17 protein-coding genes are annotated in these 18,483 nt (G+C 63.1%); 14 read left to right on the plus strand and 3 right to left on the minus strand.

All coding sequences use genetic code 11. The features are described from left to right. Positions 1 to 96 precede the first annotated feature (96 nt). The 3 genes from WBK23_RS11450 (at position 97) to WBK23_RS11460 (ending at position 1,717) form a co-directional block, all read left to right on the plus strand. Positions 97 to 369, plus strand: a complete 273-nt coding sequence (locus WBK23_RS11450) for an HU family DNA-binding protein (RefSeq protein WP_090250753.1) — start codon at positions 97 to 99, stop codon at positions 367 to 369. 138 nt (positions 370 to 507) lie between these two features. Next, positions 508 to 900, plus strand: a complete 393-nt coding sequence (locus WBK23_RS11455; RefSeq protein ID WP_424484084.1) for a helicase — start codon at positions 508 to 510, stop codon at positions 898 to 900. Between the two features lie 79 nt (positions 901 to 979). Continuing rightward, entirely contained in the window at positions 980 to 1,717 is a 738-nt protein-coding gene (locus WBK23_RS11460; RefSeq protein ID WP_424484085.1) for a hypothetical protein, read from the plus strand. A gap of 55 nt (positions 1,718 to 1,772) precedes the next feature. On the opposite strand, the gene WBK23_RS11465 is transcribed toward WBK23_RS11460, so the two are convergent. From WBK23_RS11465 to WBK23_RS11475, 3 genes are all read right to left on the minus strand, one after another. Further along, entirely contained in the window at positions 1,773 to 3,179 is a 1,407-nt protein-coding gene (locus WBK23_RS11465) for an HDOD domain-containing protein (RefSeq protein ID WP_424484086.1), read from the minus strand. Positions 3,180 to 3,269: 90 nt separating this feature from the next. Further along, on the minus strand, positions 3,270 to 5,345 hold the full coding sequence (recG, locus tag WBK23_RS11470) for an ATP-dependent DNA helicase RecG (protein WP_424484087.1): 2,076 nt from the start codon (positions 5,343 to 5,345) through the stop codon (positions 3,270 to 3,272). Positions 5,346 to 5,354: 9 nt separating this feature from the next. After that, positions 5,355 to 6,281: a hydrogen peroxide-inducible genes activator gene (locus WBK23_RS11475; RefSeq protein ID WP_424484088.1), complete on the minus strand. Its 927-nt coding sequence runs from the start codon at positions 6,279 to 6,281 to the stop codon at positions 5,355 to 5,357. 263 nt (positions 6,282 to 6,544) lie between these two features. On the opposite strand from WBK23_RS11475, the gene WBK23_RS11480 reads away from it, so the two are divergent. The 11 genes from WBK23_RS11480 to nuoL all read left to right on the plus strand — a co-directional run bounded on the left by WBK23_RS11480 (position 6,545) and on the right by nuoL (position 18,475). Continuing rightward, positions 6,545 to 6,958, plus strand: coding sequence for an NADH-quinone oxidoreductase subunit A (locus tag WBK23_RS11480; RefSeq protein ID WP_424484089.1), 414 nt, complete (start codon positions 6,545 to 6,547; stop codon positions 6,956 to 6,958). Between the two features lie 10 nt (positions 6,959 to 6,968). After that, the gene (locus tag WBK23_RS11485) at positions 6,969 to 7,646 is read left to right on the plus strand and encodes an NADH-quinone oxidoreductase subunit B (RefSeq protein WP_424484090.1); all 678 of its coding nucleotides are present in this window, start codon (positions 6,969 to 6,971) and stop codon (positions 7,644 to 7,646) included. Between the two features lie 57 nt (positions 7,647 to 7,703). Further along, positions 7,704 to 9,485 (plus strand): NADH-quinone oxidoreductase subunit C/D, encoded by a 1,782-nt coding sequence (gene nuoC, locus WBK23_RS11490; RefSeq protein WP_424484091.1) that lies wholly within the window; start codon positions 7,704 to 7,706, stop codon positions 9,483 to 9,485. Between the two features lies 1 nt (position 9,486). Beyond that, positions 9,487 to 9,999 (plus strand): NADH-quinone oxidoreductase subunit NuoE, encoded by a 513-nt coding sequence (gene nuoE / locus WBK23_RS11495; protein ID WP_424484092.1) that lies wholly within the window; start codon positions 9,487 to 9,489, stop codon positions 9,997 to 9,999. Continuing rightward, positions 9,996 to 11,342 (plus strand): NADH-quinone oxidoreductase subunit NuoF, encoded by a 1,347-nt coding sequence (gene nuoF, locus WBK23_RS11500; RefSeq protein WP_424484093.1) that lies wholly within the window; start codon positions 9,996 to 9,998, stop codon positions 11,340 to 11,342. Before nuoE ends, nuoF begins: the two co-directional genes overlap by 4 nt. 170 nt (positions 11,343 to 11,512) lie before the next feature. Further along, the gene (gene nuoG / locus WBK23_RS11505) at positions 11,513 to 14,251 is read left to right on the plus strand and encodes an NADH-quinone oxidoreductase subunit NuoG (RefSeq protein WP_424484094.1); all 2,739 of its coding nucleotides are present in this window, start codon (positions 11,513 to 11,515) and stop codon (positions 14,249 to 14,251) included. Continuing rightward, on the plus strand, positions 14,251 to 15,243 hold the full coding sequence (gene nuoH, locus WBK23_RS11510; RefSeq protein WP_424484122.1) for an NADH-quinone oxidoreductase subunit NuoH: 993 nt from the start codon (positions 14,251 to 14,253) through the stop codon (positions 15,241 to 15,243). The genes nuoG and nuoH overlap by 1 nt, the downstream gene beginning before the upstream one ends. A gap of 12 nt (positions 15,244 to 15,255) precedes the next feature. Beyond that, positions 15,256 to 15,804: an NADH-quinone oxidoreductase subunit NuoI gene (nuoI, locus tag WBK23_RS11515; protein ID WP_424484095.1), complete on the plus strand. Its 549-nt coding sequence runs from the start codon at positions 15,256 to 15,258 to the stop codon at positions 15,802 to 15,804. Positions 15,805 to 15,813: 9 nt separating this feature from the next. Continuing rightward, entirely contained in the window at positions 15,814 to 16,323 is a 510-nt protein-coding gene (gene nuoJ, locus WBK23_RS11520) for an NADH-quinone oxidoreductase subunit J (protein WP_424484096.1), read from the plus strand. Continuing rightward, positions 16,320 to 16,628: an NADH-quinone oxidoreductase subunit NuoK gene (nuoK, locus tag WBK23_RS11525; RefSeq protein WP_424484097.1), complete on the plus strand. Its 309-nt coding sequence runs from the start codon at positions 16,320 to 16,322 to the stop codon at positions 16,626 to 16,628. Before nuoJ ends, nuoK begins: the two co-directional genes overlap by 4 nt. After that, complete coding sequence (gene nuoL / locus WBK23_RS11530; RefSeq protein WP_424484098.1) at positions 16,625 to 18,475, plus strand: NADH-quinone oxidoreductase subunit L; 1,851 nt, start codon at positions 16,625 to 16,627, stop codon at positions 18,473 to 18,475. Before nuoK ends, nuoL begins: the two co-directional genes overlap by 4 nt. Positions 18,476 to 18,483 lie beyond the last annotated feature (8 nt).

Here is an 18,483-nt window from a genome sequence, read left to right on the forward strand (position 1 = left end):
CTCAGTCTGCCGCAGCCTAGAGCTGTTGCGGCGCCTTGGTATCTGCTCGCGCAGAGCAGCCCGGACACAACAACAAAAAACCGTAAAGAGGCATTTATGCGTAAACCGGAACTCGCCGCCGCTATCGCCGATAAGGCAGATCTGACTAAAGATCAGGCAAACCGTGTACTTAACGCGGTACTCGAAGAAATCACCAACGCACTGAACCGCAAGGACAGCGTCACCCTGGTGGGCTTCGGTACTTTCGTGCAACGCCACCGCGGTGCTCGCACCGGTAAAAACCCGCAAACCGGTGAGCCGGTAAAGATCAAGGCCAGCAACACCGTCGCCTTCAAGCCGGGCAAGTCCCTGAAAGACGCGGTTAACTGAGTCCCCAGCCCGGGGCCTTCGGCTCCGGGTTGCTCCCCTCCGGCTGGCGTGTTCGCGCCCTTCTTTCAGCCGGATGTAGTCCCCGCCGCAAACCGCTACAATGCGCCGCCTTTTCCTTCCCTTTGCGAGGCCTCGCGCATGAAATTCCGTTTTCTTCTGTGGATGCTGGGCCGCCTGATGACCAAGGCCAGCCGTGAAAACCCGGCGTTCCAGCAACAGCTGGTGGACCGCGACATGGTTTTCCAGCTGCACACCCTGGACGGCAAAGTCGCCCGTCACTTCATCGTTAAAGACCAGCGCATCACCAGCAAGCGCGGCCCGGCCAGCGAGCCGGCATTTGCCCTCGGCTTCAAGGATGCGGCTTATGGCTTCGCCACCATGAATGCGAAGAACAAGCAGCTGGCGTTTATGCAGGGCATTCAGAACAAGGACATCCAGATCCAGGGCAACCCGGCGCTGGTGATCTGGTTTCAGGGCCTGACCAAATACCTGATGCCAAAGAAGAAATCCGCAGTGAAAAAAGCGGCCTGAGCCTCACCGCCGCGCGCCAGCACTGGCCGGCGCGCAAGGCTTTCGCTAGGCTGGAGATAGCCACTGTGAGAGCTTGCCCATGCGTCTGCTGCTGATTGCCCTGCTGTTTTCCTCCTCCCTTGCTCAGGCTGCGCCGCCGAAAGCCGAAGCCTTTGCGCCGGTCTTCGAGTTGGCCGGCATTCGTTTGCTCTGCGAGCAGAGCGCGCCACTGGTGCAGCGCGGGTTGAATGACCAGCAGCAGGCCAAGCTGGCCAAGGTGTTTGCTGCCGAGGCCTTGTGCCTGGATCTGGCCAAACAACTGGCCGGCCGGCTGGATCAAGCGCAGTTGCAGCAAGCCCTGAACCTACTGGAGAGCCCGCTGGCGAAGGGCTTTACCGCCGCCGAGCGAGCGGTTGGCGAAAGTGGTGCCGAGGGGTTGGCGGCCTATCGCAAGCAACTGACGGAGCGCCCGCCGCGTGAGGAGCGTTTGCAGCTGGTGCGGCGTCTGGATGCGGCGGCGCACACCACGGCGCTGGCGACCCTGCTGCGCTATGAGGTCGGCAAGACCCAGGCGTTTCTGGCGTTGCAGGGGCGCGGCGAAAGCATCGACGAGAAAGCCCTGAACAGTCAGACCAAGGCCCAGGAAGATGCGCTGCGGGCCTCCAGTGCCGAGGCGGTGGAGTCCTTTATGCTTTACGCCTACCGGCAGATGCCCAGTGAAAAGCTGGCCGAATACGCCGCCCTGTATGAGCAGCCAGCCGTTGCCCAGTTGCTCGATGGCAGCGTGCAGGTACTGCCAGAGCTGTTTGCCGCGCGGCGTGCGCAGCTGAAGAAGTAGTCACCCGACTGCAACGAAAAAGGGGCCCGAAGGCCCCTTTGTACGTTCTGCCGTTTTAGTGCGCAGGGTGGAATTGCGCCGCCAGTTCGCGCAGCGCGACTTCGGCGGCCAGCACTTTGCTCACGGCCTCTTCGGCCTTGTCACGGCTGATGCCGAGGTTGTCGAACAGGCTTTGCGGGATCTCGCTCTGCGGACCGGCCCCGATGCCGCGGTTGCGCAGCAGGCTGACTGACAGGCACACCAGGTTCGGGTAGGTGGCGTGAGGGCCGCTGTAGTCGGGGTCGTGCTGGAAGCGCAGGGCGCTGGCCAATTCTTCCGGCATATCCCAGTAGCGCATCAGCCAGGCACCAATCTGCTCGCGGCTGATGCCGAGCAAGTGTTGCTCGATATAGCTGTGCGACAGGTGCGGGTTGACCTCCAGATGCCGGCAGATCAACGAGAAGTGCGGCGGAAACACATGCGCCAGCACCAGGTAGCCGAAGTTGTGCAGCAGCCCGGCCAGGTAGGTCAGGCCGGCTTCTGGGCGCTGGGCGCGGGGGATAGCGCGGGTCAGGCCTTCGATCACTGCGGCGCTGTAGATCGCCTGCTGCCAGTACGGCGTGGCGTGTTGCGGGTGGTCCTTGGGCAGGCTCAGGGTCTTGCCCAGGGCCAGGCCGAGAGCCAGGTTGATCACCAGGTCGAAGCCCAGCACACGGACGATGGCGTCTTCCACCGAGCGGATCTTGCCCGGCGCGGCGTAGTAGGGCGAGGCGGCCCAGCTGACCACCTGGGCGGCCAGCGCCGGATCGGTCTCGACCACGCCGGTGATGTCATCGACGGTGGCGTCCGGGTCGACGCGCAGCTTGATGATCTTCTGCGCGGTTTCCGGCAGCGGCGGAATCTCGATGGTCTCTTCCAGGCGCTGCTGGATGCGCCGGGCGGTGAAGGCCTGCACGGCCTGGGTGATTTCGGCGCGGTCATCGTCCGGGCGATCGAGGTTCAGGCGGATATTGCTCAGCGGCTCGCCGAAACGCGCGGCGCTGGCCTTGCTCAGCAGGGTCTTGAAGGCCTCGGTGCTCAGCTCCAGCAGCACGCCGCGTTGACCGGACTCTATATACAGGCTGGGCACCTGCAGCAGGCGCTCGTCGTACAGGCACGGCGAACTGGTCAGCGGCGGCAGGCCGGGCAGCACTTTCAGGTTGTGTTTGCCGAGCATGCGCTCCAGGCGTTCCGGTTTGACCGCGACCAGCTGGCGGCCGGTCAATTCGGTCAGGCGGTTGAGGTCGAGCAGCTGGCTCTGTGGGTAGAGCACCAGCAGCGCGCCCACGGCGTCATCCAGCAGTACCGCTTGCAGGCGTTGTGCGGCCGGCAGGCCGGGTTGATCACGGCAGACCTGGTAGGCCAGGCCGAGCTTTTCCAGCAACTGCAGAATCACCGCTGGCGGGCGCGGAGCGGTGTCGGTGGCAAGGGCAAGTTCGGTCATGGCGATATCCGGCTGAGGCAGCAATTTCACGAGTATAAACAGCGGGCTGGCGGATCGGCGGCGCAGGCGACGGGTGCCCTGTGCGCTGGATCACACTTGACCGTATTGTTGGCCATGGCGTAGCCAGCGTTCAAGTAGCGGGCTGACATGCTGCGGCCAGTGTTCCAGCAGCGCCTGCGCGGCGTCGCGTACTGCCGGCAGCAGGTCGGCGTCGCGCATCAGGTCGGCGACCTTGAATTGCAGCAAGCCGGTCTGGCGGGTACCGAGCATTTCTCCCGGCCCTCTGAGTTCAAGATCTTTTTCGGCGATAACGAAACCATCGCAGGTCTCGCGCATGATGGCCAGGCGCTCGCGGCCCAGTTGCGACAAGGGTGGGTGGTAGAGCAGCACACAGTGGCTGGCGGCACTGCCACGCCCGACCCTCCCGCGCAGCTGGTGCAGTTGCGCCAAGCCCAGGCGCTCGGGGTTTTCGATAATCATCAGGCTGGCGTTGGGCACGTCGACGCCGACCTCGATCACGGTGGTGGCGACCAGCAGCTGCAATTGGCCCTGCTTGAACTGGTCCATCACCGCGGCTTTTTCCGCTGGCTTCATGCGCCCGTGGATCAAGCCGACATTCAGCCCGCCGAGCGCCGCCGATAAATCCGCGAAGGTGGTTTCGGCGGCCTGGCAGGTCAGCTCCTCGGACTCCTCGATCAGGGTGCAGACCCAATAGGCCTGGCGGCCTTCATTACAGGCCAAGCGCACCCGTTCGACCACTTCCAGGCGGCGGTTGTCGGCGATCACCAGGGTATTGACCGGGGTTCGGCCGGGCGGCAGTTCGTCGAGGATCGAGGTGTCGAGGTCGGCGTAGGCGCTCATCGCTAGGGTTCGTGGGATTGGCGTGGCGGTCATGATCAGCTGGTGCGGGCACATGCGCCCGCCGATGCCTTTCTGGCGCAGGGCCAGGCGTTGCTGTACGCCGAAGCGGTGCTGCTCATCGATGATCACCAGGGCCAGGTTGGCGAAGCGCACTTCATCCTGAAACAGCGCGTGGGTGCCAACCACCATGGGCGCGCCCGCAGCGATCTGCTCCAGAGCGCTGGCGCGGGCCTTGCCCTTGAGCTTGCCGGCCAGCCAGGCGACTTCCAGGCCCAGCGGTGCCAGCCACTTGCTGAAGTTGATGAAATGCTGCTCGGCAAGAATCTCGGTGGGTGCCATCAGCGCCACCTGATAACCGGCTTCCAGCGCCTGCAATGCGGCAAAGGCGGCGACCACTGTCTTGCCTGCACCGACATCGCCTTGCACCAGGCGCAGCATCGGCTCGCTCTGGCTGAGGTCGTAGGCGATTTCCGCGCCGACCCGCTGTTGCGCGCCGGTGGGGGTAAAGCCCAGATTGGCCAGGTATTGCTGCGGCAGGCTTTTCGCCAGGGGCAACGCTGGAGCCTGCTGCGCGCGCACGCTTTCGCGCAGACGCTGTAGCGACAGTTGATGGGTCAGCAGTTCCTCGAAAGCCAGGCGGTGCTGGGCCCAGTGGCGGCCTTCGGCAAGTTCTTCCAGATCGGCATCCGGCGGTGGCCGATGCAAATAGCGAATCGCCTGGTCGAGCGGGCTGAGCTGGTAATCGTCGGCCAGCTCGCGCGGCAGCCAATCCGGCAGGCTGTGTGGGCCGAGGCGGGCCAGGGCCTGCTCGCTGAGCTGGCGCAGGCGCTGTTGGGTCAGGCCTTCGGTGGTCGGGTAGATCGGCGTCAGGGTCTGTTCCACGGCAATCGGCTCGCTGCCGGACAGTGCGCGGTATTCCGGGTGATAGATCTCCAGGCCTGAGGAGCCGGGCCGCACTTCACCGTAGCAGCGCACCTGAGTGCCGCGCTTGAGGCCTTCCTTCTGCGCCTGGCTGAAGTGGTAGAAGCGCAAGGAGAGGGTGCCGCTACCGTCCTGCAGGCGTACCAGCAGGCTACGACGGCGACCCATGACCACATCCGCGCCGGCGACTATGCCTTCCACCACCGCATCCTGGCCGGGGCGCAGTGCGCCAATCGGCACGATGCGGGTGCGGTCTTGATAACGCAGCGGCAGGTGGAACAGCACGTCCTGCAGGGTTTCCAGGCCAACCTTGGCGAGCTTTTCGGCCAAGGCCGCACCCACGCCTTTCAGCGCGGTAACGGATACCGCGGCCAGCTCGGTCATCGTCGGGCCTTAGGCGCTTGGCGCTTGCGGGCGAGCCACCGAGCACAGGCGGATCGAGTCGGTCAGCACTTCGATGGCATTCGGCCGTGGGAAGCTGGCGCGCCAGGCGATGGCCACGGTGCGGAAGGGGGCTGGCGGGCTGAGCGGACGCACTTCGATCACGCCGGGGGCGTAGTGGTGACTGTCCACTGCGGAGAACGGCAGGATCGATACGCCGAGGCCGGAGGCGACCATATGGCGGATGGTTTCCAGCGAGCTGGACTCCACCGTGGTGTGCTTGGCGCTGTCTTCACCGCCCTTACGCAGCGTCGGGCAGGCTTCCAGCACCTGGTCGCGGAAGCAGTGGCCTTCGCCGAGCAGCAGCAGGCTCTTGTCGTTGAGCAGCTTGGTGTCGATGGTTTCCATCGCGGCCCAGGGGTGGCCGGCGGGCAGCAGGGCGTAGAAGGGTTCGTCGTACAGCGGCTTGGTCAGCACATCGGCTTCGTGGAACGGCAGGGCGATGATGATCGCGTCCAGTTCGCCGTTGCGCAGCTTGTCGCGTAGCACGTGGGTGAAGTTTTCTTCGATATACAGCGGCATCTGCGGCGCGACGCGGTGCAGTTGCGGAATCAGGTGAGGAAACAGGTAAGGCCCGACGGTATAGATAGCACCGATTTTCAGCGGGGCGGCCATCTGATTCTTGCCGGCCTGGGCCAGCTCGCGAATGCCCTGGGCCTGTTCCAGCACCTTCTGCGCCTGGGTGACGATGCCCTCGCCGACCGGGGTCAGGCGTACCGCGCTTTTGCTGCGTTCGAAGATCAGTACACCGAGTTCATCTTCGAGCTTCTTCACCCCAACCGACAGCGTAGGCTGGCTGACATGGCAACGCTCGGCTGCGCGCCCGAAATGCTGCTCCTGTGCGAGGGTGACGATGTAGCGCAGTTCAGTCAGGGTCATAGTCTTAATCCATTGAGATGCAGCCAAGCATAGCGGCTGTATTGAATGGAACCAACTGCTGATCCCGCGCGACTGGCCGGTCGGATAACGGCGAGTCTGTGCCCGAAATCGGGCATCTTGCGCTGGGCGTTGAAAAAAATTTACCAAGTTCGGCCGTGCGCGAATAGAATTGCGCCCATACTTTGTGCGGCGACCTGACGCAGGTGCGCTCTTCACAACAAAAAAATTAAAGAAGCCGTTCCTTTTACCCAAGGAGAACCGGCATGCCTGATGCGGTAACGACCATGTCCCATAACTGGGCTTTTGCCATATTCTTGCTCGGAGTTTTCGGGCTCATTGCGTTCATGCTCGGCCTGTCCAGTCTGCTGGGTAGCAAGGCCTGGGGACGCAGCAAGAACGAACCCTTCGAATCCGGCATGCTGCCCGTCGGCAGTGCCCGTCTGCGCCTCTCGGCAAAGTTCTATCTGGTCGCGATGCTCTTCGTGATCTTCGACGTTGAAGCCCTCTTTCTCTTCGCTTGGGCGGTATCGGTGCGCGAAAGCGGCTGGGCCGGGCTGATCGAAGCTACAGTCTTTATAGCAATTCTGTTGGCAGGTCTTGTCTACCTTTGGCGTATCGGTGCGCTCGATTGGGCACCCGAAGGCCGTCGTAATCGGCAGGCGAAGCTAAAACAATGAGGCTTTGGCGATGCAATACAAACTTACTCGGGTCGATCCGGATGCGCCTAATGAGCAGTATCCGATTGGCGAGCGGGAGACTGTCTCCGACCCGCTGCTAAGCGATGAGGTCCACAAGAACATCTACATGGGCAAGCTCTCGGATGTTCTTAACGGTGCGGTGAACTGGGGGCGCAAGAACTCCCTGTGGCCGTACAACTTCGGCCTGTCCTGCTGCTACGTGGAAATGACCACTGCCTTCACCGCACCGCACGATATCGCGCGCTTCGGTGCGGAAGTCATTCGTGCGTCTCCGCGTCAGGCCGACTTCATGGTTATCGCCGGCACCTGCTTTATCAAGATGGCACCGGTCATCCAGCGCCTCTACGAGCAGATGCTGGAGCCCAAGTGGGTGATCTCCATGGGTGCCTGCGCCAACTCCGGCGGCATGTACGACATCTACTCGGTGGTGCAGGGCGTCGACAAGTTCCTCCCGGTCGACGTCTACATCCCCGGCTGCCCGCCCCGTCCCGAAGCATTTCTGCAAGGCTTGATGCTGTTGCAGGAATCCATCGGCCAGGAGCGCCGGCCGTTGTCCTGGGTCGTCGGCGATCAAGGGGTTTACCGTGCCGACATGCCTTCGCAGAAAGAACAGCGCCGCGAACAGCGCATCGCTGTGACCAACCTGCGCAGCCCCGACGAAGTGTGAGCCTGGGCTCCTGTCGAGCCCGCCTACTGACGCCGTTGACCGATAGCGACCGAGACCATGACTGCAGACAGCATTCTGTCCATACCGCCGTACAAGGCTGACGACCAAGATGTGGTCGTCGAACTGAATTCCCGTTTTGGTGCCGAGACCTTTACCGTCCAGAGCACCCGTACCGGCATGCCGGTGCTGTGGGTTTCCCGCGACCGCCTGATCAATGTTCTGACCTTCCTGCGCAACCTGCCGCGCCCCTACGTCATGCTGTATGACCTGCATGGCGTCGACGAGCGCCTGCGCACCCAGCGCCGTGGCCTGCCGGGTGCCGACTTCACGGTGTTCTACCACCTGATGTCGCTGGAACGTAACAGCGACATCATGATCAAGGTGCCGCTCGCCGAGCACGACCTCAATGTGCCCAGCGTCACCAGTATCTGGCCCAACGCCAACTGGTACGAGCGTGAAGTCTGGGACATGTACGGCATCCATTTCAGCGGCCACCCGCACCTGACCCGGATCATGATGCCGCCGACCTGGGAAGGTCACCCGCTGCGCAAGGATTACCCGGCGCGCGCCACCGAATTCGATCCGTACAGCCTGACCCTGGCCAAGCAGCAGCTTGAGGAAGAGGCAGCACGCTTCAAGCCGGAAGACTGGGGCATGAAGCGTGGCAGCGAGCACGAGGACTATATGTTCCTCAACCTCGGCCCTAACCACCCGTCTGCCCACGGTGCGTTCCGTATCATCCTGCAGCTCGATGGCGAAGAGATCGTCGACTGTGTGCCGGAAGTCGGCTACCACCACCGTGGTGCCGAGAAGATGGCCGAGCGCCAGTCCTGGCACAGCTTTATCCCCTACACCGACCGCATCGACTACCTCGGTGGGGTGATGAACAACCTGCCGTACGTGCTCGCCGTGGAGAAGCTGGCCGGGATCAAGGTGCCGCAGAAGGTCGACGTGATTCGCATCATGATGGCCGAGTTCTTCCGTATCACCAGCCACCTGCTGTTCCTCGGTACCTATATCCAGGACGTCGGGGCCATGACCCCGGTGTTCTTCACCTTTACCGACCGCCAGCGCGCTTACAAGGTGATCGAAGCCATCACCGGTTTCCGCCTGCACCCGGCCTGGTACCGCATCGGTGGCGTTGCTCACGACCTGCCGCGCGGCTGGGAGGGATTGGTCAAAGAGTTCGTCGACTGGCTGCCTAAGCGCCTCGACGAGTACACCAAGGCCGCGCTGAAAAACAGCATCCTGATCGGCCGTACCAAGGGCGTGGCGCAGTACAACACCAAGGAAGCCCTCGAGTGGGGCGTTACCGGTGCCGGCCTGCGTTCCACCGGCCTCGACTTCGACCTGCGCAAGGCGCGGCCGTATTCGGGCTATGAGAACTTCGAGTTCGAAGTGCCGCTGGCCGTTAACGGCGATGCCTATGATCGCTGCATGGTGCGTGTCGAGGAGATGCGCCAGAGCATCAAGATCATCGACCAGTGCATGCGCAACATGCCGGCCGGCGCGTACAAGGCGGATCACCCGCTGACCACGCCGCCGCCGAAAGAGCGCACGCTGCAGCACATCGAGACCCTGATCACCCACTTCCTGCAAGTCTCGTGGGGCCCGGTGATGCCGGCCAACGAAAGCTTCCAGATGATCGAGGCGACCAAGGGCATCAACAGCTACTACCTGACGAGCGACGGCAGCACCATGAGCTACCGTACCCGGATTCGCACGCCGAGCTTCCCGCACCTGCAACAGATCCCTTCGGTGATCCGCGGCAGCATGGTGGCGGACCTGATTGCGTACCTGGGCAGTATCGACTTCGTTATGGCCGACGTGGACCGCTGACATGAGCCTGACAATCAATAGCAACACGCTTATTCAATCTGATCGTTTCACTCTCAGCGAAACCGAGCGCTCGGCCATCGAGCACGAGATGCATCACTACGAAGACCCGCGCGCGGCGTCCATCGAAGCGTTGAAGATCGTGCAGAAAGCCCGTGGCTGGGTGCCGGACGGCGCCGCCGATGCGATTGGCGAGATCCTCGGTATTCCGGCCAGCGATGTCGAAGGCGTGGCGACCTTCTATAGTCAGATTTTCCGTCAGCCGGTGGGTCGCCACATCATCCGTGTCTGCGACAGCATGACCTGCTTTATCGGCGGCCATGAAAACGTACTGGGCAGCATCAAAACTGAGCTGGGCATCGACCCAGGTCAGACTACTGCTGATGGCCGCTTTACCCTGCTGCCCGTGTGCTGCTTGGGTAACTGCGACAAAGCCCCAGCGGTCATGATTGATGACGACACTTTTGGCAATATCCAGCCTGATGGCGTCGCCAAACTACTGGAGCCTTACGTATGACGCTTACGTCCATCGGACCGGCCAACACTATTGCCCGCAGCGAGGAAACCCATCCGCTGACCTGGCGTTTGCGTGACGACGCGCAGCCGGTCTGGCTCGAGGAATACCAGGCGAAGAATGGCTACGCCGCGGCGCGCAAGGCTCTGGGCGAGATGGCCCAGGCCGATATCGTGCAGACGGTCAAAGACTCCGGCCTCAAGGGGCGCGGTGGTGCGGGCTTCCCCACTGGCGTGAAGTGGGGCCTGATGCCGGCCGACGAATCCATGAACATCCGCTACCTGCTGTGCAACGCGGATGAGATGGAACCCAACACCTGGAAAGACCGCATGCTCATGGAGCAGCTGCCACACCTGTTGGTGGAAGGCATGCTGATCTCCGCGCGCGCGCTCAAGGCTTATCGCGGCTATATCTTCCTGCGCGGCGAATACGTCGACGCGGCCACCAACCTCAATCGCGCCATCGAGGAAGCCAAGGCTGCCGGCCTGCTGGGCAAGAACATCCTCGGCAGCGGTTTCGACTTCGAGCTGTTCGTCCACACCGGCGCCGGCCGCTACATCTGCGGTGAAGAAACCGCGCTGATCAACTCCCTCGAAGGTCGCCGCGCCAACCCGCGCTCCAAGCCGCCGTTCCCCGCCGCCGTTGGCGTGTGGGGCAAGCCGACGTGCGTAAACAACGTCGAAACCCTGTGTAACGTGCCGGCAATCGTTGCCAACGGCGTCGACTGGTACAAGACCCTGGCGCGGCCGGGCAGCGAAGACATGGGCACCAAGCTGATGGGTTTCTCCGGCAAGGTGAAGAATCCTGGCCTGTGGGAACTGCCTTTTGGCTTGCCCGCCCGCGAGCTGTTCGAGGACTACGCCGGCGGCATGCGCGACGGCTATAAATTGAAGTGCTGGCAGCCTGGTGGGGCCGGTACCGGCTTTCTGTTGCCCGAGCACCTGGATGCGCTGATGTATGCCGGTGGTATCGGCAAGGTCGGTACTCGTATGGGTACTGGCCTGGCCTTGGCTGTGGACGACAGCGTCAATATGGTTTCGCTGCTGCGCAATATGGAAGAGTTCTTCGCCCGTGAGTCGTGTGGCTGGTGTACGCCGTGCCGTGACGGCCTGCCGTGGAGCGTGAAAATTCTCCGTGCTCTGGAGCGTGGCCAAGGCACTCAGCAGGACATTGATACCCTGCTTGGCCTGGTCAACTTCCTCGGTCCTGGCAAGACCTTCTGCGCCCATGCACCGGGTGCGGTCGAGCCGTTGGGCAGTGCGATCAAGTATTTCCGTGGCGAGTTCGAGGCCGGCGTTGCCAGCCAGGGCGCGCCGCTAACGACGGGGCAATTCGCTCCCGCGTAAAAAATGGCCGGGAGCCATTTTAAACGTCGCGTAGCGACGGCCCGAAGGGTGGCCGCCATGGATGGCAGGCCATAAAAATTTGCGTTACGGCGGCCACTGACCTGGCCCCGCGACACCGCGTGATTCCATTAGCCAAGCCTGCTTCGGCGGGCAAAGAAGAAACCTGAACCATGGCCACTATCCACGTAGACGGCAAAGATTTTGAAGTCGATGGGGCGGACAACCTGCTACAGGCCTGTCTGTCCCTAGGACTCGACATCCCTTACTTCTGCTGGCACCCGGCGCTCGGTAGCGTCGGGGCTTGCCGCCAGTGCGCAGTCAAGCAGTACAGCGACGAGAACGACACCCGTGGTCGCATCGTCATGTCGTGCATGACCCCTGCCACTGATAACACCTGGATCTCCATCGACGATGAAGAATCCAAGGCGTTCCGCGCCAGCGTCGTCGAGTGGCTGATGACCAACCACCCGCACGACTGTCCGGTGTGCGAGGAAGGCGGTCACTGCCACCTGCAAGACATGACGGTGATGACCGGCCACAACGAGCGCCGCTACCGCTTCACCAAGCGCACCCACCAGAACCAGCAGCTCGGCCCGTTTATCTCCCATGAGATGAACCGTTGCATCGCCTGCTACCGCTGCGTGCGCTACTACAAGGACTACGCCGGCGGCACCGACCTGGGTGTTTACGGCGCGCATGACAACGTCTACTTCGGCCGCGTCGAAGACGGCGTGCTGGAGAGCGAGTTCTCCGGCAACCTGGTCGAGGTCTGCCCGACCGGCGTGTTCACCGACAAGACCCACTCCGAGCGCTACAACCGCAAGTGGGACATGCAGTTTGCCCCGAGCATCTGCCATGGCTGCTCCAGCGGCTGCAACACCAGCCCGGGCGAGCGCTATGGCGAGATCCGCCGCATCGAGAACCGCTTCAACGGCGATGTGAACCAGTATTTCCTCTGTGACCGCGGCCGCTTTGGCTACGGCTACGTCAACCGCGACGACCGTCCGCGCCAACCGCTGCTCCTCAATAAAGACGGCGGTGGCGAGAAGCTCGGCCTGGATGCCGCGCTGGACAAGGCTGCCGAACTGCTCAAGGGCAAGCGCGTAATCGGCATCGGTTCGCCGCGCGCTAGCCTGGAAGGCAACTTCGCCCTGCGCGAACTGGTTGGTGCCAGCAACTACTACAGCGGCATCGCCGCTGCCGAGCTGGACAACCTGCGCCTGATCCGCGACATCCTGCAGAACGGCCCGCTGCCGGTGCCGACCCTGCGCGAGGTGGAAAGCCACGACGCGGTGTTCATCCTCGGTGAAGACCTGACCCAGACCGCCGCGCGCCTGGCCCTGGCCCTGCGCCAGACGGTCAAGGGCAAGGCCACTGAAATTGCCGCCTCGATGAAGATCCAGGATTGGCACATGGCGGCCGTGCAGAACGTCGCTCAGGACGAACTGCACCCGCTGTTTATCGCCAGCGTCGCCGCTACTCGCCTCGACGATATCGCCGAAGCCTGTGTGCACGCCGCACCGGCTGACCTGGCGCGTATCGGTTTCGCCGTGGCCCACGCCATCGACCCGAGCGCTCCGGCCGTCACCGGCCTGGACGACGAAGCCGCCGAGCTGGTGCAGCTGATCGCTGAGGCTCTGCTTAACGCCAAGCGTCCGCTGATCGTCTCCGGTGCCTCGTTGGGCAGCAAGGAGCTGATCGAAGCCGCGGCCAACATCGCCAGCGCGCTGAAGAATCGCGAGAAGAACGCCTCCATCAGCCTGGTGGTGCCGGAAGCCAACAGCATGGGCCTGGCCCTATTCCTGGGTGAAGAGATCGGCGGGAAGTCGCTGGACGCCGCGCTGGACGCCCTGACTGCCGGCCAGGCCGACGCCGTGATCGTGCTGGAAAACGACCTGTACCGTCGCGCCGATGCCGCCAAGGTCGATGCCGCCCTGGCCGCCGCCAAGCTGGTGATCGTTGCCGACCATCAACAAACCGCGACCAGCGCCAAGGCCCACCTGCTGCTGCCGGCAGCCAGCTTCGCCGAAGGCGACGGTACTCTGGTCAGCCTGGAAGGCCGCGCCCAGCGCTTCTTCCAGGTGTACGAGCCGAGCTACTACGACAGCAATATCCTGGTGCGTGAAGGCTGGCGCTGGCTGCACGCGTTGCACAGCACCCTGCAGGGCAAGGCCGTCGACTGGAGCCAGCTTGATCAAGTGACGGCCGCCTGCGCCGCCAGCAGCAGTGTCTTGGCCGGCATCACCGGGGCCGCCCCGAGCGCCTCGTTCCGCATCAAGGGCATGAAGCTGGCGCGCGAACCGCTGCGCTACAGCGGCCGTACCTCCATGCGCGCCAATATCAGCGTGCATGAGCCGCGTCAGCCGCAGGATCAGGACTCGGCCTTCGCCTTCTCCATGGAAGGTTATTCGGGCAGCAAGGAAGACCGTCAGCAGATTCCATTCGCCTGGTCGCCAGGCTGGAACTCGCCGCAGGCCTGGAACAAGTTCCAGGACGAAGTCGGTGGCCATCTGCGCGCCGGTGATCCGGGCGTGCGCCTGATCGAAGCCAAAGGCGTCAGCCTGCCGTGGTTCAGCGTGGCCGCCGCGTTCAACCCGGCGCAAGGCACCCTGCAGGCCGTACCACTGCACCATTTGTTCGGCAGTGAGGAGACTTCTGCCCGTGCCGCGCCGCTGCAGGAACGCATCCCGCAGCCGTACGTGGCGCTGGCCAAGGCCGAAGCCGATCGCTTGGGCGTGAATGACGGCGCGCTGCTCAGCCTGACCGTGGGCGGCCAGACCCTGCGTCTGCCGTTGCAGGTGCATGAAGAGTTCGCCATCGGCATGGTCGGTCTGCCGGTTGGTCTGCCAGGCATCCCGGTATTGATCGCCGGTGCCGTGGTCAGCAACGTGCAGGAGGCCGCGCAATGATGAGCTGGTTCACTCCGGAAGTGATGGACGTGATCATCGCGGTGTTCAAGGCCATCGTCATCCTGCTCGCCGTGGTGATCTGCGGCGCGCTGCTGAGCTTCGTCGAGCGCCGTCTGCTCGGCTGGTGGCAGGACCGCTACGGTCCGAACCGCGTCGGCCCGTTCGGCATGTTCCAGATCGTCGCCGATATGCTGAAGATGTTCTTCAAGGAAGACTGGACGCCGCCGTTCGCCGACAAGACGATCTTTATCCTCGCGCCGATGATCGCCTTCGCCGCCATGCTGATGGCCTTCGCGATCATCCCGATCACCCCGACCTGGGGTGTGGCGGACCTGAACATCGGCATCCTGTTCTTCTTCGCCATGGCCGGCCTGTCGGTGTATGCGGTGCTGTTCGCCGGCTGGTCGAGCAACAACAAGTTCGCCCTGCTCGGTGCCCTGCGTGCCTCGGCGCAGACCGTGTCCTACGAGGTGTTCCTGGCGCTGGCGCTGATGGGCATCGTCGCTCAGGTTGGCTCGTTCAACATGCGCGATATCGTCGATTATCAGGCCGAGCATCTGTGGTTCATCATTCCGCAGTTCTTCGGCTTCTGTACCTTCTTTATCGCCGGCGTCGCGGTGACTCACCGTCACCCGTTCGACCAGCCGGAAGCGGAGCAGGAGCTGGCCGACGGTTATCACATCGAATATGCCGGGATGAAATGGGGCATGTTCTTCGTCGGTGAATACATCGGCATCGTGACCATTTCGGCGCTGCTGGTGACCCTGTTCTTCGGCGGCTGGCACGGGCCGTTCGGCATCCTGCCGCAGATTCCGTTTATCTGGTTCGCCCTGAAAACCTGCTTCTTCATCATGATCTTCATCCTGCTGCGCGCCTCGATTCCGCGCCCACGGTATGACCAGGTCATGGCCTTCAGCTGGAAGTTCTGTCTGCCGCTGACCCTGATCAACCTGCTGGTGACCGGCGCAGTTGTGCTGGCTACGGCCCAGTAAGGAGTAATAGCGATGATCAAATACATCTGGGATGTGGTGCATGGCACCTACACCCAACTGCGCAGCCTGGTGATGGTATTCAGTCACGGCTTCCGCAAACGCGACACCCTGCAATACCCGGAAGAGGCCGTGTACCTGCCGCCGCGCTACCGCGGCCGCATCGTGCTGACCCGCGACCCCGACGGCGAAGAGCGCTGCGTGGCCTGCAACCTGTGCGCCGTGGCTTGCCCGGTCGGTTGCATCTCGCTGCAGAAGGCCGAGACCCCGGACGGCCGCTGGTACCCGGATTTCTTCCGCATCAACTTCTCCCGTTGCATCTTCTGCGGCCTGTGTGAAGAGGCCTGCCCGACCACCGCAATCCAGCTCACCCCGGATTTCGAGATGGGCGAGTTCAAGCGCCAGGACCTGGTGTACGAGAAGGAAGACCTGCTGATCAGCGGCCCGGGCAAGAACCCGGACTACAACTTCTACCGCGTTGCCGGTATGGCCATCGCTGGCAAGCCGAAAGGCGCTGCGCAGAATGAAGCCGAGCCGATCAACGTTAAAAGCCTGTTGCCCTAAGGAGAGGACATGGAATTCGCTTTCTACCTCGCTGCGGGCGTTGCCGTGGCGTCCACGTTCAGGGTCATCACCGCGAGCAATCCGGTGCACGCCCTGTTGTACCTGATTCTCTCGTTGCTGGCCGTGGCCATGACCTTCTTCGCCCTCGGCGCACCCTTTGCCGGCGCGCTGGAGATCATCGTCTACGCCGGCGCGATCATGGTGCTGTTCGTCTTCGTGGTGATGATGCTCAACCTCGGCCCGGCTGCCGCCGAGCAGGAAAAGAAATGGCTGACCCCGGGTATCTGGACCGGGCCGGCGATTCTGGCGGCCTTGCTGCTTGGCCAACTGCTGTATGTGCTGTTCCAGGCCCCGAGCGGTGCCTCCATCGGTCTGGTGACCGTGGATGCCAAGGCCGTCGGTATCGCCCTGTACGGTCCTTACCTGCTGGCCGTCGAACTGGCTTCGATGCTGCTGCTGGCTGCCCTGGTCGCTGCCTACCACCTGGGCCGCCATGACGCCAAGGAGCCTACCGTATGAGTGCGATTCCCATGGAGCACGGCCTGGCCCTGGCCGCCGTGCTGTTCAGCCTCGGCCTGATCGGCCTGATGGTGCGCCGTAACATCCTGTTTATCCTGATGAGCCTGGAAGTGATGATGAACGCCACCGCCCTGGCCTTCGTCGTCGCCGGTAGCCGCTGGGTGCAGGCTGACGGGCAGGTCATGTTTATTCTGGTGATCACCCTGGCCGCCGCCGAGGCCAGTATCGGCCTGGCGATCCTGCTGCAGCTGTATCGCCGTTTCCACACCCTCGATGTCGACGCTGCCAGCGAGATGCACGGATGAACCTTCTATTTTTGACGTGCCTGTTCCCGTTGCTGGGCTGGTTTCTGCTGGCCTTCTCCCGTGGTCGCTGGTCCGAGAACCTGTCCGCCCTGATCGGCGTTGGCTCGGTCGGCCTGTCGGCGCTGACCGCCGCCTGGATCATCGTCCAGTTCAACGTTGCACCACCCGAGGGTGGCGTGTTTACCCAGGTGCTGTGGCAGTGGATGAGCGTTGGCAGCTTCGCGCCGAGCTTCACCCTGTATCTGGATGGCCTGTCGCTGACCATGCTCGGCGTGGTTACCGGCGTTGGCTTCCTGATTCACCTGTTCGCCAGTTGGTACATGCGCGGGGAGGAGGGTTACTCACGCTTCTTCGCCTACACCAACCTGTTTATCTTCAGCATGCTGATGCTGGTGCTGGGCGATAACCTGCTGGTGCTGTACTTCGGCTGGGAAGGCGTAGGCCTGTGCTCGTACCTGCTGATCGGCTTCTACTTCAAGCACACGCCGAACGGCAATGCGGCGCTGAAGGCCTTTATCGTCACTCGCGTCGGCGACGTGTTTATGGCCATCGGCCTGTTTATCCTGTTCCTCCATCTCGGCACCCTGAATATCCAGGAGCTGATGGTGCTGGCACCGCAGAAGTACGTGGCAGGCGACAGCTGGTTGTGGATCGCCACCCTGATGCTGCTCGGTGGCGCGGTCGGTAAATCCGCCCAGCTGCCGCTGCAGACCTGGCTGGCCGACGCCATGGCCGGTCCGACTCCGGTTTCCGCTCTGATCCACGCGGCGACCATGGTCACCGCCGGTGTCTACCTGATCGCGCGGACCCATGGCCTGTTCCTGCTGACCCCGGAGATTCTCGAGCTGGTCGGCATAGTCGGCGGCGTGACCCTGGTGCTGGCCGGTTTCGCCGCGCTGGTGCAGACCGATATCAAGCGCATCCTCGCCTACTCGACCATGAGCCAGATCGGCTACATGTTCCTCGCCCTCGGCGTGGGTGCCTGGGACGCGGCGATCTTCCATCTGATGACCCACGCCTTCTTCAAGGCCCTGCTGTTCCTCGCCTCCGGTGCGGTGATCAACGCCTGCCACCACGAGCAGAACATCTTCAAGATGGGCGGTCTGTGGAAGAAACTGCCACTGGCCTACGCCAGCTTTATCGTCGGTGGCTCGGCCCTGGCGGCGTTGCCGCTGATCACCGCCGGTTTCTACTCCAAGGACGAGATCCTCTGGGAAGCCTTCGCCAGTGGTCACCAGTGGCTGCTGTACGCCGGCCTGGTCGGTGCCTTCCTGACCTCGATCTACACCTTCCGCCTGATCTTTATCGCCTTCCACGGCGAGCAGCAGACCGAGGCCCATGCCGGCCACGGCATCGCCCACTGGCTGCCGCTGAGCGTACTGATCGTGCTGTCGACCTTTATCGGTGCGCTGATCAGCCCGCCGCTGGCTGGCGTACTGCCGCAGAGCGTCGGCCATGCCGGCGGCGAAGCGCAGCACAGCCTGGAAATCGCCTCGGGCCTTATCGCCCTGAGCGGTATCGTGCTGGCGGCCTTGCTGTTCCTCGGCAAGCGGCGCTTTGCCACGGCCGTGGCGCAGAGCGCGCCGGGGCGTTTCCTGTCGGCCTGGTGGTTCGCCGCCTGGGGCTTCGACTGGCTCTATGACAAGTTGTTCGTGCAGCCGTACCTGCTGATCTGCCGACTGCTCGGGCGTGACCCGATCGACCGCAGCATCGGCCTGATCCCGCGTCTGGCCCGAGGCGGCAACGCCTTGCTGGCTCGCAGCGAGACCGGCCAGGTGCGCTGGTACGCCACATCGATTGCCGGGGGTGCCGTACTGGTGCTCGGCCTGCTGCTGATTCTGAATTAAGGAAAACC

It is taken from the genome of Pseudomonas sp. (assembly GCF_049653025.1).
Classification (GTDB): domain Bacteria; phylum Pseudomonadota; class Gammaproteobacteria; order Pseudomonadales; family Pseudomonadaceae; genus Aquipseudomonas.